This window comes from Polymorphospora sp. NPDC050346 (assembly GCF_040655695.1).
GTDB classification, from domain to species: domain Bacteria; phylum Actinomycetota; class Actinomycetes; order Mycobacteriales; family Micromonosporaceae; genus Polymorphospora; species Polymorphospora lycopeni.
This window is the reverse complement of record NZ_JBFAKM010000036.1, coordinates 17745-32482: the sequence shown is the minus strand read 5'-3', so window position 1 is coordinate 32482 and position 14738 is coordinate 17745. Positions and strand designations below refer to the sequence as shown.

13 protein-coding genes are annotated in these 14738 nt (G+C 74.2%); 7 read left to right on the top strand and 6 right to left on the bottom strand.

Features of this window, described 5'->3' with window-relative positions; all coding sequences use genetic code 11:
* Nucleotides 1-388: 388 nt before the first annotated feature.
* On the bottom strand, nucleotides 389-3010 hold the full coding sequence (locus tag AB0I42_RS28920) for an AAA family ATPase (RefSeq protein ID WP_357542090.1): 2622 nt from the start codon (nucleotides 3008-3010) through the stop codon (nucleotides 389-391).
* Nucleotides 3011-3263: 253 nt separating this feature from the next.
* On the opposite strand from AB0I42_RS28920, the gene AB0I42_RS28915 reads away from it, so the two are divergent.
* The 5 genes from AB0I42_RS28915 to AB0I42_RS28895 all read left to right on the top strand — a co-directional run bounded on the left by AB0I42_RS28915 (nucleotide 3264) and on the right by AB0I42_RS28895 (nucleotide 7954).
* Nucleotides 3264-4658 carry a YcaO-like family protein gene (locus tag AB0I42_RS28915; RefSeq protein WP_357542088.1) on the top strand — a complete coding sequence of 465 codons (1395 nt, stop codon included), beginning with the start codon at nucleotides 3264-3266 and terminating at the stop codon, nucleotides 4656-4658.
* Between the two features lie 24 nt (nucleotides 4659-4682).
* A complete protein-coding gene (locus AB0I42_RS28910; protein WP_357542086.1) occupies nucleotides 4683-5366 on the top strand; it encodes a TOMM precursor leader peptide-binding protein in 684 nt (227 codons plus the stop codon).
* Nucleotides 5363-7024 (top strand): tpaE, encoded by a 1662-nt coding sequence (locus AB0I42_RS28905; RefSeq protein ID WP_357542084.1) that lies wholly within the window; start codon nucleotides 5363-5365, stop codon nucleotides 7022-7024. Before AB0I42_RS28910 ends, AB0I42_RS28905 begins: the two co-directional genes overlap by 4 nt.
* On the top strand, nucleotides 7021-7716 hold the full coding sequence (locus tag AB0I42_RS28900) for a nitroreductase family protein (RefSeq protein WP_357542082.1): 696 nt from the start codon (nucleotides 7021-7023) through the stop codon (nucleotides 7714-7716). The genes AB0I42_RS28905 and AB0I42_RS28900 overlap by 4 nt, the downstream gene beginning before the upstream one ends.
* 76 nt (nucleotides 7717-7792) lie before the next feature.
* Nucleotides 7793-7954, top strand: a complete 162-nt coding sequence (locus AB0I42_RS28895) for a hypothetical protein (protein ID WP_357542080.1) — start codon at nucleotides 7793-7795, stop codon at nucleotides 7952-7954.
* Nucleotides 7955-7972: 18 nt separating this feature from the next.
* Here AB0I42_RS28895 and AB0I42_RS28890 read toward each other — a convergent pair whose 3' ends face one another.
* The gene (locus AB0I42_RS28890; protein ID WP_357542078.1) at nucleotides 7973-8839 is read right to left on the bottom strand and encodes a sulfurtransferase; all 867 of its coding nucleotides are present in this window, start codon (nucleotides 8837-8839) and stop codon (nucleotides 7973-7975) included.
* A gap of 148 nt (nucleotides 8840-8987) precedes the next feature.
* On the opposite strand from AB0I42_RS28890, the gene AB0I42_RS28885 reads away from it, so the two are divergent.
* Nucleotides 8988-9680 carry a pentapeptide repeat-containing protein gene (locus AB0I42_RS28885; protein ID WP_357542076.1) on the top strand — a complete coding sequence of 231 codons (693 nt, stop codon included), beginning with the start codon at nucleotides 8988-8990 and terminating at the stop codon, nucleotides 9678-9680.
* A gap of 108 nt (nucleotides 9681-9788) precedes the next feature.
* Here AB0I42_RS28885 and AB0I42_RS28880 read toward each other — a convergent pair whose 3' ends face one another.
* From AB0I42_RS28880 to AB0I42_RS28870, 3 genes are all read right to left on the bottom strand, one after another.
* Nucleotides 9789-10520: a D-Ala-D-Ala carboxypeptidase family metallohydrolase gene (locus AB0I42_RS28880; RefSeq protein ID WP_357542074.1), complete on the bottom strand. Its 732-nt coding sequence runs from the start codon at nucleotides 10518-10520 to the stop codon at nucleotides 9789-9791.
* A gap of 242 nt (nucleotides 10521-10762) precedes the next feature.
* Entirely contained in the window at nucleotides 10763-11575 is an 813-nt protein-coding gene (locus AB0I42_RS28875; RefSeq protein ID WP_357542072.1) for a Crp/Fnr family transcriptional regulator, read from the bottom strand.
* A 15-nt stretch (nucleotides 11576-11590) separates the two neighbouring features.
* Nucleotides 11591-11818, bottom strand: coding sequence for a hypothetical protein (locus AB0I42_RS28870; protein WP_357542070.1), 228 nt, complete (start codon nucleotides 11816-11818; stop codon nucleotides 11591-11593).
* A 439-nt stretch (nucleotides 11819-12257) separates the two neighbouring features.
* Between AB0I42_RS28870 and AB0I42_RS28865 the strand changes: the two genes are divergently transcribed.
* Nucleotides 12258-13184, top strand: coding sequence for a site-specific integrase (locus tag AB0I42_RS28865; RefSeq protein ID WP_357542068.1), 927 nt, complete (start codon nucleotides 12258-12260; stop codon nucleotides 13182-13184).
* 95 nt (nucleotides 13185-13279) lie between these two features.
* Here AB0I42_RS28865 and AB0I42_RS28860 read toward each other — a convergent pair whose 3' ends face one another.
* A complete protein-coding gene (locus AB0I42_RS28860; protein WP_357542066.1) occupies nucleotides 13280-14716 on the bottom strand; it encodes a carboxylesterase family protein in 1437 nt (478 codons plus the stop codon).
* Nucleotides 14717-14738 lie beyond the last annotated feature (22 nt).

The window sequence follows — 14738 nt, the reverse complement described above, 5'->3', positions numbered from 1 at the left end:
GATCGAGGGGATGCTTCGGGCATTACGGGGCACGATTTCGGCAACGAGTCCTCGATCGGCGGATGCGGCCGGGCGGCGGGCTGCTCCGGTGGGCCCCGCCGCGCCGACCGAGGGGATGTTCCGGGCATTACGGGCGGGAATCCGGCAACAAGTCCTCGATCGACGCGCGTACGGTCGCGCACCCGCCGAACCGGCGCCCTGCGGCGCCCCGCGCGTACTCCCGAAGGCCCGGGCGGCAACACGGACGGCGCCGTTCTGCGTGCGGATGGCAACGCGGCCGGCGGCGTGTACGCGCCGTACAGGCGGCGCGGGCACAGGCGGCGCGGGGCACGGGCTGTGGGGCGGCACCATGGCCGCCCCACAGCCCACGTACCCCGGCCCACTTCCCCTAACGGACCGGCGCCGGGGGAGCGCCGATCGCCGCCGCCAGTTCCCGGCGGTCCCGGATGCCGAGTTTGCCGTACGCCCGTTGCAGGTGGTTCTCGACGGTCCGCACCGACAGCACCAGCCGCTCGGCGATCTCCGGGTTGCCCAGCCCGGCCGCCGCCAGCGCGCTCACCTCCCGTTCGCGCGGGGTCAGCGGGCCGGCCGGGTCCGGTTCGTCGAGCCACGCGGGCCAGAACCCGGCGCACTCCTGGCGCAGCCGCTCGACCCGGCGGGCCAGCCGGCTCGCCGTACGGCCGTCCGGCGGCTGGCAGCGGGCCGCCTGCACCGCCGCCTCCAGCGCCAGCAGGTCGTACCGGTGCTCCTCCCACTCCTGGCTGATCTCCTCCAGCCGCAGTGGGTCGCCGGCCGCCAGTGCCTCGGCGTAGTCGGCGTACCAGCCGAACAGCGGGGTGTCGCACAGGTCGGCGATCCGGCGGGCCTCGGCGGCGACGGCCGCCGACGGCTCCAGCCGCGACCACAGGTGCACGGCGTCCATCCCCACCGACAGTTGCCCGCCGGCCAGGAACGCGTCCGTCAGCTCCCGCAGCAGCGTCACCGCCCGGGTCTGCTCGCCCGACATCGCCAGCAGCCACGCCTCGCTCAGCCGGGCGTAGTCGCCGGCGGAGCTGCCGTCCGGGACCAGCCGGATCACCTCATCGAGCGCCGCCCAGCCCTCGTCGAACCGGCGCCGGTGCGCCGCCCACCAGGCCTGCATCGCCAGGATCTTCACCCGGATCGGGAACACCGTCGCCGGGTCGGTCACCGCCAGCGCCTCGTCGATCCAGCGGGACGCCACCTCGATCTGGCCGCGTTCGCCGGCGCAGATGCCGCGTGCCATCGCGATCAGCCCCACCCCGTCCGGCGCGCCGTGGGCGACGGCGTCGGCGTAGTAGCGTTCCGCGGCCTCGGTCGCCTCCACGATGCGACCGGCCATCACCAGCGCCTGCACGTGGCAGGTCTGGGTGGCGGCCCGCATCGTCGGCCACACCTCGGGCAGCGCCGGGTCGCCGGCCGCGAACGCGGCGGCGACCTGGGCCGGCGCCCCGGCGAAGACCATCACGTACGGCCGTAGCGGCGCGATCGCGGTGGCGAGCAGCGGGTCCTGCGACGGCTGTTCCAGCGCGGTCGCGATCGTCGCCAGCGCCTCGTGGCCGCGACCGCAGAACACCGCGATCCCGGCCTGTGCCGACAGCAGCTCGTGGTGCACCCCGTCCGGTAGCGTCCGCTCGGCGTCGGCCAGCACCCGCAGGGCGTCGTCGGGGCGGCGCAGTCCCCAGAAGAGGTTCAGGGCGCGCAGCGCGGCGGCCTGCGCCCGGTCGCGGGGCACCTCCATCTCCGCGTAGCCGCGCCGCAGCCGGTCGTCGGCCTCCTGGTGCCGGCCGAGCGCGACCAGGGCCCGGCCGGCGTGCCACGCCCCGGCGGCGGTCGGCACCCGTTCGGCCAGCCGCAGCGCCAGCCCGGCGCCGCCGCGGCGCAGCGCCTCGGTCGCGGTGCCGAGCAGTTCGGTCGGGTCGACCTCGAGGCCCGCCTCGACCCGCCACGACACCACCTGGATGCGGTCCTCGACGCCGGCCGTCTCCGGTTCCAGGGCGTCGGCCAGTTCGCGCAGGATCCGCCGGGTCCGTAGCGTGCCGGTACGGGCCCGCACCGCCTCGCCGTACAGCGGGTGGCCGAGCCGGACCACGGTGCGCTGGCCGGTCTGGCCGAGCCGGATCAGGCCGCGCTCCTCGAGGTCCTCGGTGACGTCGGCGGGCACCAGCCGTTCGAGCAGCGGCAGCGGGACCGGGGCGCCGTACGCGACGTACGCCAGCGCCGACGACTCCGCGGCGGTCAGTGCGCCGACGGTCAGCCCGACCACCTCCGGCAGCCCGGGCGTGCCCAGGTGTTCGGGCCGCCAGTGCCACATGCCGTTCTCCCGGCGCAGCGCCGCGTCGGCGAAACCGGCCCGCAGCACCTCCCGTACGAACAGCGGGTTGCCCAGTGTGAGCCGCCACAGCGCGTCGAGGGTGAGCCCGTCGGCCGGGCCGTCGAGCAGCGCCGAGACCAGGTCGCGGAAGTCGGCGAACGCCAGCGGTGCCACCTCGACCCGGGCCAGCGCGCCGGCCCGGCGCAGCAGCGCGACCGGCGGGGCGTCGACGGTGGCGTCGAGGGTGCTGGCCAGCACGTGCACGGAGCCGCCGACGACGAGCCGTTCCAGCAGGGCGGCGGAGGCGTCGTCGAGGAAGTGCAGGTCGTCGACGCCGACCACGACCGGCCGCCCGGCGGCGATGGCGTGCAGGCGGCGCTCCACCTCACGGAACACGTCCGTGACGCCGAGGGCCGCGCCGGGTAACAGGTCGACGACCGCGCCGAACGGCACCTCCCGCCAGCCGGGCGTCGCGGCCAGCCGGACGACGGCGGCACCGGCCCGCTCGTGGTCGTCCAGGGCCGCCGCGGCGAGCCGGCTCTTGCCCACCCCGGGCCGGCCGACCAGCAGCACCCCGGAGCCCGGTACGGCGGTCAGTGCCCCCGCGATCCGCTCCCGTTCGTCGTCGCGCCCGACCAGCGGGCCGTCCACCGACAACCGATCCGCAACCATTCGCATCCCCGCGTCCTCCAGCTACTCATGCGGTTTACCGGCAAGTTAGACAGCGGCGTCTAGCGGCTGAACGGGGCGGGTGCGTGTGGGTCGTATCCTCTTCGCCCGCCCCGGCCGGCCGCCGCCGGTCGGCCCGGTCCGGATGAGTAACCGCTCTCCGGCCGCGCCGTGACTTTTGAGTACCCGGCACTCAGGCGGGGGGCCGCCGGGCCGCCCACACTGGGTCGGCATCCGAGGTGGACGACGACAGGCGGCGACGATGAACCCAGCGGTGACCGGGATCCACAGCGGACCCGACCGCGAATCGCGTCCGCTATCCGACACTTCGACCGTACCGACCGGCCTGCGCCGGTTCGGTGCCCTCGTCTCGCCGTACGGGCTGGTCGGCGCCGTGACCCGGGTGCCGGCCGCCGACGGGGAGGCCGACCTGCCGACCTTCGTCGCCCGGATCGGGGACCCCGGCCCGGTGCTCGACCCGCACCGCCGCTGGTCGCACCGCCCCGAGCACGGCAACCTCGACGGCGCGGGCGGCGACCTCGACGCCGCCCGCGCGGCACACCTGGCCGTCGCCGAGGCCGTCGAGCGGTACTCCTCCTGCGCCGTGGACCCCGACCGGACCATCCGGGCCAGCGCCGACGAACTCGGCGCCGAGGCGGTCGACCTCGACTCGTGGCCGCGCTGCTCGCCGACCGAACTCGCCGACCCGCGCTGCGGCCTGGTCGCGCCCGACCGGGCCGCCCCGCGCCGCTGGGTACGCGGCTGGTCGCTGACCGCCGACCGGCCGGTGTACGTGCCGGCCGCCCACGTCTGGCTGAAGAACCCGCCCGAGTCGGCGGCGGAGGCGGTCACCAACCCGACCTCGACCGGCTGCGCGGCGCACACCGATCCGGTCGCGGCCGTCGTCGCCGGCCTGCTGGAGGTCGTCGAGCGCGACGCGGTCAGCCTCGCCTGGCTGCAACGTCTCCGGCTGCCCCGGCTGGCCGTCGACCCGGCCGACCTCGACGACCGGTCCCGGGAACTCGTCGGCCGGGGCCGGGTGCCGTACGTGCACACGCTGCTCTTCGACGCGACGACCGACCTCGGCATCCCGGTCCTGTTCGGCCTGCAGCTCGCCGACCACGACCGGCACCTCGCCCAGCTCGTGGCCGCCGCCTGCGTGGCGGATCCGCGCGCGGCGGTGGCCAAGGTGTACCGCGAGGCCGCCGCCCTGCGGATCGCGCTACGGGCGGCGGCCGCCGACCGTACGCCGCCGGCCGGGCCGGACGTCGCCAGCGTCGTCGACGGGGCGATCGCGCTCGGCCGCCGCGACCGGCGGCACCACTTCGACTTCCTGCTCGACGGCGACCGCCCGGTACGCCGTCTCGCCGACCTGCCGGCGCCGCCGCCGGGGGAGCCGATCACCGTCCTGCACTGGCTGCTGGCGCGGCTGCGGGCCGGTGGCTGCGAGGTCGTCGTCGTCGACCTGACCACCGACGAGGCCGAGCAGGCCGGCGCGGTCGTGGTCCGGGTGCTCGTACCGCGGCTCATGCCGCTGTCGTTCGTGTACCGGGCCCGCTACCTCGCCCACCCCCGCCTCTACGCCGCCCCGGCCGCCATGGGGCACCCGGTGCGCGCCGAGGCCGACGTCAACCCCGTACCGCAACCGTTCGCCTGACCAACCGCACCACGGAGGACCACGATGTACGCCACCGTCGAGCGAGACGTGCGCGATCGGGGTGCCCGGCTTGAGCCGGCCACCCCGACGCTGCTGGTCGTCGCGTCCGGCGACTTCGGGCACCGGGTCGCCGCGCGGCTCGCCGCCGGCCATCCCGGCTCGACCGTCACCGACCGGCCGGTGAGCCGGCCGGCGGCGGACATCGTGGTGCTGGCCGCCGGCCACGACCGGCCCGCGCTGGCCGACGCCGTCGACCGGGCCGCGTACGCCGCCCGCCGGCCCTGGTTCCCGGTCCTGCTCGACCACCCCCACCTGCGCTGCGGCCCGGTCGTGGTGCCCGGGCGCACCGCCTGCCACGACTGCTTCCAGCGCCGCCGCCGGCAGCACGGCGGCCCGGACACCGGGACCGTCGAACGGCCGATCCCCGGGTACGCCGACCACCACGTCGGGCTTGCGGTGGCGCTGGCCCGCCGCGCCGTCCGCGACGCCTGGACGCCGTCCGACGAGCGGCCCGGCGGCTGGGTACGTACCGTCGACCTGGTCACCGGCACGACCGGGCGGCACGGGGTGGTGGCGGTCGACCGCTGCCCCCGCTGCCGGCCGCCGCGCGACCACGCGCGACTCGACGACCTCGCCGCGCGCCTGCGCCGGCCCGGGGAACCCGGTGTGCCGGAGGCCCGCCGCGGGCGGACCGGGGGCCCGGCATGAGCGGCGTCGTCACGGCCGGGTTCGTGGCGCGGGCGGCGCTGACCGACCGGCGGTTCGCGGTGCCGGTACGGCCGCGTACCCGGCGTGGGGTGCTGACGTACCGGGCCGGGGACGGGCTGGTCATCGACGGCGTGGCGCGCCGCAGGCGCCTCGGCGGGGCCGCCGTCGACCTGGTCGCGCGCCTGCTGCCGTTGATGGACGGCAGCCGCGACCACCCGACCCTGGCCGCCACGCTCGGCATCACGCCCCGGGCACTGTTCCAGGCGGTGACCCTGCTGTGGGCCTGCGGAGCCGTCGAGGAGGCCGCGCCGGCCGGTGCCGACGTGACCGCGGTGCCCGACCACCTGGCCGACTTCCTGTCCCGGATCGGCGACGCGACGGGCGCCGACGCCGCCTGGGAGCTGACCGCCGCCCGGCTCGCGGCCGCGCACGTCGAGGTACGCGGCGACGGCCCGCTGGCGGCGGCGCTGGCCACCGAACTCGGCGCGCACATCGCGGTGAGCCGGGGCGCGGGGCCGTTCCCGGCCGGCGGCGCCACGCTGGTCGTGCTGGCGGCAACGGCGCCGTACGACGACGCGGACACGGTCGCCGACTGCTGGCGGAGCGGCATCCCGTTGCTGTGGGTGTCGGTCCGCGACGGCGTCGCCCACCTCGGCCCGTACGTCGATTCCCGGTTCACCCCGTGCCCCGCCTGCGCCACCGGGTGCCCGGCCGGCCCTGCCAGCCCAGCCGACCCCGCCGGCCCACCCGACCCCGACGATCTCGCGCTCGCCGCCGCGCTGGCCGCGAACGAGATCTTCGGGCTGGTCAGCCGGGCCACCCAGGTCGCCCTGCCGATGCGCTGGCGCAGCGTCGACCTCACCGACCTCACCCAGGAGCGGCACGCCGCCGCCACCCGCCCCGGCTGTCCCGACTGCTCGGCCGCGCCGGGCGAGCCGGGCGAGGCGCCGCCGGCGGCCCGCTACGAGGCGGCGGTCGGCCGCCCGCCCCGGGACTTCCCCGACGCCGGGCGGCACCGGGCGCACTACCGGCCGGCCGGGCGGGCCTCCCGCCGCGCCGCGAAGACGTGGCCGCTCGCGCCGCGTACGTCGCTGCCCGCGCCCGCGATGGACCTGCTGCGCGACGGCCGGACCGGCAACCGGGTCGACCTGGCCGCGGTCGGGGTGCTGCTGACGGTCTGTGCCGGCTGGCGTGGCGAGACCCCGGACCGGGTGCTGCGCTGGACCGCGACCGCCGGAAACCTCGGCTCGGTCGTGGCGCACCTCGTGGCCCGCGACGTCGCCGGCCTGCCCGCGGGCGTCTACGGCTACGTCGCCGACCGGCACGCGCTCGCCCGCCTCGCGGACCTGACGGACGGCGTACGCGGAACCGCGCCCGCCTCGATCGTGCTCACCGCCGACCTGCGCCGGGCGGTCGGCGAGTACGACGCGTCCGCGCTGCGCCTGGTGCTGTTCGACGCCGGTTGCGCCCAGGCCGCCACCGGCGCCGCCGCCGGTCCGCTGGGCCTGACCGCGCCGCCCCGCCCGGAGTGGGACGACGCCCGGCTCGCCGCCGTGCTCGGCGTCGACCGCGCCGTCGAACCCGTCACCGCCGTGATCGACCTGGTGGAGCGGGCGGTGGACGGGCGCGCCCCGGGAGACCGGGAGGTGCCCGCGTGACCTCGCCCGCCGGCCTCGTGCCCGCGCTGCTGCGCTCCTTCGACGCCACCCACCCGCCCGCCGAAGGGCTCCCGGCCCTGCCCGCGCTGCCCGCCGCCGGGCCGCCGGTGGCCGTACCGGCCGCCTTCGGCCGGCCGGCCGACCTGCTCACCGCGCTGTCGCGCCGGCGGGCGGTACGGCGGTTCGCGGCCACCCCGCTGCGGCTGCCCGAACTCGGGGCGGCCGTCGCGGCGGGGATCGCGGCGGACCGCCGGGACCGGCCGACCGAGGTCGACCACGACCCGCTGGAGGTGCTGGTCGTCGCGCTGCGTGTCGACGGCCTCCGGGCCGGTGTCCACCGCTACGACGCGGCCACCCGGACCGTCACCCCGGTGCTGCCGCTGCCCGACCCGGACGCCGGCGCGGACCTGCTCGCTGACCCGGAGTTCGCCGACGCCGGCGCGATCGTCACGATCCTCGGCGACATCGGGTCGGCCACCGCCCGGCGCGGCGGGCACGGCTACCGGCTGCTGCTGGCCCGCGCCGGCGCCGCCGCGTACGCGATGTGGCTCGACGCGGTCGCCCGTGACCTGGTCGGCTGCGTCTTCGCCGGCCCGGTGCCGGCCGCCGTACGCCGGCCGTTGCACTGCGACGGCGTACGCCGGCAGCCGTTGTTCGCCGTCGCCCTGGGAAACCCCACAGCCACCGGGTGAGCGCCGACCCCAGCGGGCGCTCACCCGGTGTCCCGGCCGGTCACGGCCGGGACGGTCCGATCAGAAGGAGGCAGTCATGGAGCTGACGAACCCGGTGGAACTCGACCTCTACGCCGAGGACCTCGAGGAGTCGGAGTACGGGGCCGGCAACGGCGTGAGACCGGCGGCCCTCACCGCGCCGTTCCGCGCGGGTCCGCTCGATAGCGCCGGGTGGGCGCCGTTCGGCAGCCTGGCCTGACACCCGGGCGCGGGTGGATCAGCCGACCTCGAGCGGCAGCCGGGGGTCGCTGGTCCACTCGCGCAGCGAGCCGTCGTAGACGGCGACGTCGGCCTCGCCGAGCAGGGTCAGCGCCAGCGCGTCGCCGGTCGCCGCGATCCCGCCACCGCAGTACGTGACCTTGCGGCCCGGCCGGGCCAGTACGTCGGCGAAGATCTCGCGCAGCTCGTCGACCGGCTTGAACGTGCCGTCGGCCGGGTCGAGCAGCGCGCCGACGAACACGTTGACGCTGCCGGGGATCCGGCCGGGGCGGGGGTAGCTGTTGGTCTGCGTCGCGTGGTGGTCCTGCGGCGAGAGGCTGTTGATCAGGCACGCCCCGGACCCGCTCTCGACGACCCGCTCGACCTCGGCGAGTTCGGCGAACAGTTGCGGGCGTGGGCTGCCGACGAACCCGGCCGCCGGGTAGCTCTCCGCGCCGGCCCGGGTCGGCCGGCCCTCCGCGGTCCACTTGCGGAAGCCGCCGTCGAGCACGGCGACGTTGTCGAAGCCGTTGGCCCGCAGCAGCCACCAGACCCGGGTGGCCCAGAACGGGTCGAGCGAGTAGACGACGACGCGGCTGTCCGGGCCGATACCGAGGCGGCCGGCGGCGGCGGCGAACCGGGCCGGGGACGGCTTGGTGAACCAGCCGCCGTCGGGCTCGGACAGGTCGTCGATGATGTCGGCGAACGCCGCGCCCGGGATGTGGGCGGCGAGGTACTCGTCGTGTCCGGACCGCTGGCTCCACTGCGTGCTGCCCGGCTCCGGCGCGGCCAGGTGCACGGTGGCGTCGAGGATCCGTACGTCGGGGTCGTCGAGGTGGTCGGCGAGCCAGTCGGTGGAGACCAGTGGGGTGGGCAGGGCCGTCATCGCGTCACTCCGTCACAGTCGTCGATCGCCTACCGGAAAAGTAGGGTCTATTCGACGTACAAGCTGGTCCAGAGCTTGATCATTCCGGAACGTGTCGCCGGTCACCACAGGTGCCGACCCGGTCCCGGCGCTGCCGTAGGGTGACCCGGTGTCCCCGTCCCGACCGCGAACCCGACCGGCGCGGGCGCCGGCCGAGCCGGCCCGGCCGCGGCCGCCGGCGTCACTCGACCCGGCCGTGCTGCCCGACCACGACCTCGACACCGAGGCCGGCTACGAGCGGCTCGGCTTCGTCGACCTCGACCTGTCCGGCCGGCGGGCCGAGGCGGTCGAGTTCACCCAGTGCCGGATGCGCCACACCACGCTGGCCGGTACGACGCTGTCCCGGGCCCGCCTCACCGACTGCCTGGTCGAGAGCGGCGACTGGGCCAACCTGCGGATGCCGTCGGCGACCCTGCTCCGGGTGCGGGCCGCCGACTCGCGGATGACCGGGTTCGCCCTCGTCGACGCGGTCGCCCGCGACGTGGTGTTCGAGGCGTGCCGGATGGATCTGTCGGGCTGGCGGTTCACCCGCTTCACGGCCGTACGCTTCGAGGGCTGCAACCTCACCGGCGCCGACTTCACCGGTGCCGACCTGAGCGGGGCGGCGTTCGTCGGCTGCGACCTGACCGGCGCCCGGTTCGACAACGCCACGATGACCGGCACCCGGTTCCGCGACTGTGTGCTGCTGGACGTGGCCGGGGTGACGAGCTGGCGGGGCGCGGTCGTCGAGGCGGCCGACCTGATCCAGCTGGCCCACGTCTTCGCCGCCGCCCTGGGCGTACAGATCGCCCCCGAGCCCTGAGCCCGGGCGCCCCGAGCCGGGCGCCCCGAGCCCCCGCGATCTTGCGGTTGTCTCCCCCCTTTGTATGGGTTTGTCGGGTGACTAGTGCAAGATCGCGGGGGAGTGGGGTTACATGCCGCAGGACGGGGCGGACCAGCCGCCTACCGCGGCGACGTGGGTGTGGTCGTTGTGACCGGGGTAGCCGGGGCCGAGGATCTGCCGGAAGCCGTGGTAGCGGGCCTGCTGGGCGAGGCGGCACAGGGTGTGCGGTCCGGCGCCGAGGTCGACGCCGTCACCGTAGAGGTGCCGGCTGTTGCTCGCGCCGCCGACCGCGCTGTTGCACGAGTAGCTGCGGAAGCCGCTGGTCACCCGGATCGACTGGCTGCCGAGCGCGTGCCGCAGCGCCTGGAGCTTCCACATGCTGACCAGTGCGTTGGCGCGGGCGGTCGCGGCTGACACCGCACCGCCGGACCAGTTGCTGTTGCACTTGTTGAGTTCGGCGTAGCTGAAGTTGACCGGGGTGCAGTCGTTGTCCTGCAGCGCGTAGATGCGGTTGAACGTGTTCGGTCCGGCGACGCCGTCGGCGGCCAGGCCGTACGCCTGCTGGAAGCGGATGACGGCCGAGCGGGTGGCCGGGCCGAAGACGCCGTCGATGGCGAGCTGGGCGTTGTAGCCCGGGTAGCCCGCGACCCGGATCTGCAGCTGCCGTACGTCCTCACCCGAGGCGCCCTGCTGGAGGGTGCGGCCCCAGGTGTAGCAGCCGTCGGCGTAGGCGGGGGACGCGCCGACGGTGGCGCCGACCAGTGTGGCCGCGGCCGTGAGGACGAGCGCCGCCAGCATCTTCGAAGCACGTCTGAACATTCGTGAGCCTCCATTTGTGGTGGGGATCAAGCGCATCGAAGAGCGTGACTGAGAAGGGAGATCTATGTCAATATCTGACAGTCGTTCGTAACATTCGGAAACTTTCTTGCCTGAGGCTGTCGGTGCGACAGGTTCGGCCAGGGGTGGGTCGTGTCCGACTTGTCCAGGTCTGCTGGAGGTGGCGGGCGACCGGCGGCGGGAGCCGCCCTCGAGAGGTCAGACTCTCGAAGGCGGCTCCTGGCCTAGTTCGATGCGGAGAGCCCGTTCGGTCCGTCGGCGGGGGACGGCATCCGTGATGCGCTGTCGCGCAGTCGGGACCGGTGGTGGCTTGGGTGGGAGCAGCCCCCGCCGCTGTCGAATTCGCGATTTGCTTCCAGTGTCGCGAGCGATGTGCCGGCGATCTCCGCAAGCCTGTCCGGCCGCACGACCCTGACCTTGCGGGGGTCGGTCGACACGATGTTCTCGGACCGCCAGCCACTGAGGGTTTTTTCCACGGTTTCGCGCCTGACGCCGAGTAGGTCGGCGAGTTCGGATTGGGTCAGTGGAGGCTCGGCGGTGTCGCGCAGTTCCATCAGGATGCGGGCCAGGCGAACCTCCGCTTTGTCGAAAGCCATCTCGGCGAGTCGGTCCTGACTTCTGTTCACCTCCTCGGCCAGGCTTCTGGTCAGTTCCTCCCATAGGTCGGGATTACGTTCCAAGAAGGCTTTGAACTGCTGGCTGGAAAGGGTCAGAGCGTGCACCTCGGTCAGCGCCGTTACCTTGCATGCTTTGCGAAGGCACAGGTACTCGAGGATCCCAACCAGGTCGCCGGGTTGGTAGATGGATACGAGGAAGCGCCGCCCGGCCGAGTTGGTGCGGGTCTCTTTCGCCTGCCCGCGCTGCATCAGGACGATGTCGTCCCGGTCGTGGTAGACGCCCGTCTGCGGGTAGATCAGTTCGCCTGGGCGATACACCCGCCGGCGGCCGTGCTTCGCGAACTCTTCACGCCTGCCGCCGGCTGAATATGGGGTCAGTCTCCCCAATGGGAAGCCGCCCGCTCGCCACCACTCTGCCACTTCTCCCACTGTCGATCACCGGCCCCGGAGTGCCAGGATGATCGGAGCGATGGTCCCCAGGAGGGCGGCGAGTGCCATGACTACCGTTGCCGTCGCGGCTGGATCGGCGGAGTCGAGTTGAAGCACCACGAAGGCTGCCAGCGCAAGTACGGAAAAGAACACACCTATGGCGACGTAAAGAATGCGCCGATTCTCCTGCATACCGTGTCTTCCTTTGTCGGTCGAGTCGATGTGCGTCGTCATGCGATGTCCACGTCTCCTCTGGTGGCAGAGGTGACCTCCATCGAGGAATGGGGAACTGTGCGGTGCTGGGTCGCATCACGACGGGACAGACGCTAGCGGGCCGCTGGACGTGAAATCCAGGAGCCGGGTCCGGCCCGACTTTTATCGGACGCCCGAGCAGGGGGCGGCGGCATGAGACAGAATGACGGGGAAGACGTGCGGGCCTGCGGCCAGCACTCCCGGGCATGCCCTGACCTGTGGCGATGCGTGGGGACGGCAGGAGAGGCGTTCGCGCCGACCGACCGTTTTGCATGTGACGAAGGCGCTCTCCGGCCGATGTCGGAGTCGGGTAACCGGTTATTATCCGGTACATGGTTCCAGGAGTCGTGATCACGGCCCTTTTCGGTGCCGACCATGTCGGATCCTTTTGCGATGTCCGAGCCGTCACCAAGGTCAAGTCGTGAAGGCCGCCAGGAATGCCGTGACCGTGCGGGCGGCGGTCGACGGGTTTCTCGCCTCTGTCGATCGTCGCCACAAACCCGCCACGCGTCGCTCTTACGGTCGCACGCTCGAACACGTCGCCTCGCAACTCGGCACCGACCGCCGGCTGCGCAAGGTGACTGGAGAGGAGATAGCCGAAGTGCTCCGGGCGTTGTGTGTCGGCACGGCGCCATCGACGTGGAATCAGCGCCGGGCCGCGATCAGCTCGTTTCTTGCCTGGTGTGCCAGGAACGGTTACCCGGCACCGGTGCTACCGGCCGGTGCCGGCCGACAGCCCGAGCGCCGCGAGGAAACCCCGATCGTCAGCCGGCCCGCGATCGAGCGACTGTTGACCCACGGCGTCATCCCACTGCGAGAGAAGACTCTGTGGCGCATGCTCTATGAGACGACGGCTCGGGCCACCGAGGTCCTCGCCTTGAACATCGAGGATCTGGAACTCGACGCCCGCCGTGCACGCGTGCCCGCCGCCGATGGTGGCATCGAACACATCTACTGGGCCACCGGCACCGCCCAGTTGTTGCCCGGACTCATCCGGGGGCGTACCCGAGGGCCGGTCTTCCTTTCCGAACGCCGCCCGGGCCTGGCCCGCCGGCCACCCTCCGCCGACATCTGCCCGCACACCGGCAGGGCCCGGCTCGGCTACGACCGGGCGCGTGTTCTGCTCGACCGCTACACCCGCACCGAGGCCACGCCGGGCTGGGACCTGCGCCAGTTGCGTCACTCCGCCGCCGCCCACCTCGCGGAGGCCAATGTGAACCCCCAAGCGATCATGGCCAAGGGGCGATGGCGCAACCCGCGCGCCGTAATGCGTTATGTCCGACCCCGGGTGGCCGACCTTGACGCCGTCACCAGGCGACTCGACATGGCCCCGCGCCCGCGCGCCTGACGGATCGCATCCGTCCGAACGTCGGCGGTCCTGCCGGCCTCGGGCGGGGTACCCGAGCAGCCCACAAGGGCTTGCCTCCTCCCCGGAAGCCGGCGCTACTCCGTCGGTACGACGTCCAGCCAGATGCGGCGGGACGCCGGCAGCGGGTACGCACCTTCGGTCGCCGGGACGTTCCACGACCGGGTCGTGCCGCGCTCGCGGTCGAAGCGCGGCCAACCCGGGTCGCCGGTGGCGGCGAAGGAGGTCCACGCCGTACGGATCTGTGCGGACAGTTCGGCGAAGCCCGGTGGCGGCGGGGTGCCGAGCAACCGGGCCGCGAGCGGAGACGCGGCGTTGCCGAAGGCCAGCGGTACGTCGAGGATGTGGCAGGCGCCGAGACGAGGGCTCTGCCAGGTGAGGTCGTAGAGCCAGGTACGGCCGCCGGCGGCGGTGTGCGCCTCGGCCACCCGGGTGGTCGGCATCCGGAAGAGCGCGTCCGACATCATCACGGTGAGTAGTTCCGGGTCGGTGCGGTCCGGATACGCCGTGCGATAGTCGGCGACGGCCCGTTCGGGCAGCCGCAGGGCAGCGGCGGCGGCCGGCAGGTCGATCGCGGCAGCCGGCACCGCCGAGGTGTAGAGGCGGGCCTCGTCGTGGGTGAAGCCGCAGATCAGGTCGATGTCCCGGCCGGCACCGTCGCGCAGTCGCCGCCACGGCGGCCCGCCGACCAGGTCGCCGTCGACGACCGGGGTGAAGGCGCTGCCGCCCGTCGCCGGTTCGGGCAACGGCGCGTCCTGGTGCCGCAGGATCTCCTCGGGCGACAGGCCGGCGAGGTCTTCCCAGGTCGCGGCGACGCCGGCCGCCCCGGCCAGGACGGCGGTGGCCCGTCGCGCCTCGGCGGGGGACAGGCAGGCGTCCGGGATGCTCTGGGCGATCGCGCGGCGGAACAGGCCGCGCGCGGCCGGCGCCGTCATCAGCAGTGCCGTCGACGCCGCACCGGCCGACTGTCCGAAGAGGGTGACGTTGGCGGGGTCGCCACCGAAGGCGGTGACGTTGTCCCGTACCCATTCCAGCGCCGCGATCTGGTCACGCAGGCCGCGGTTGTCGGGCACGCCGGGGATGTGGCCAAAGCCCTCGAACCCGATGCGGTAGTTGAGGGTGACGACCACGACGCCGGCCGAGGCCAGCACGGTGGCGTCGAAGTCCGGGCGGCCGGCGGAGCCGTGCTTGAAGGCACCGCCGTAGAGCCACACCATGACCGGCAACCCGCCCGCCCCGGGATCGGGCGTCCAGACGTTCAAAGACAGGCAGTCCAGCCCGTCGGCCGGGCGCCAGGCCGAGGGCGCGCCCGGCCCAGGGGGGAGCTGTGGCGGCGCGACGCCGAACGATCCGGCGTCCCGGACGCCGCCCCAGGCGGGTACGGGGACCGGTGGCCGGAACCGCAGCGGTCCCGCCGGTGCCGCCGCGTACGGGATCCCGCGGAAGCTGGCGATCCCGTCCCGGCGTACCCCGCGCACCCTCCCGGCCCTGGGTGAGGCCATCACGTCGGTCATGTGTGTTCCGTTCCCCGATCCG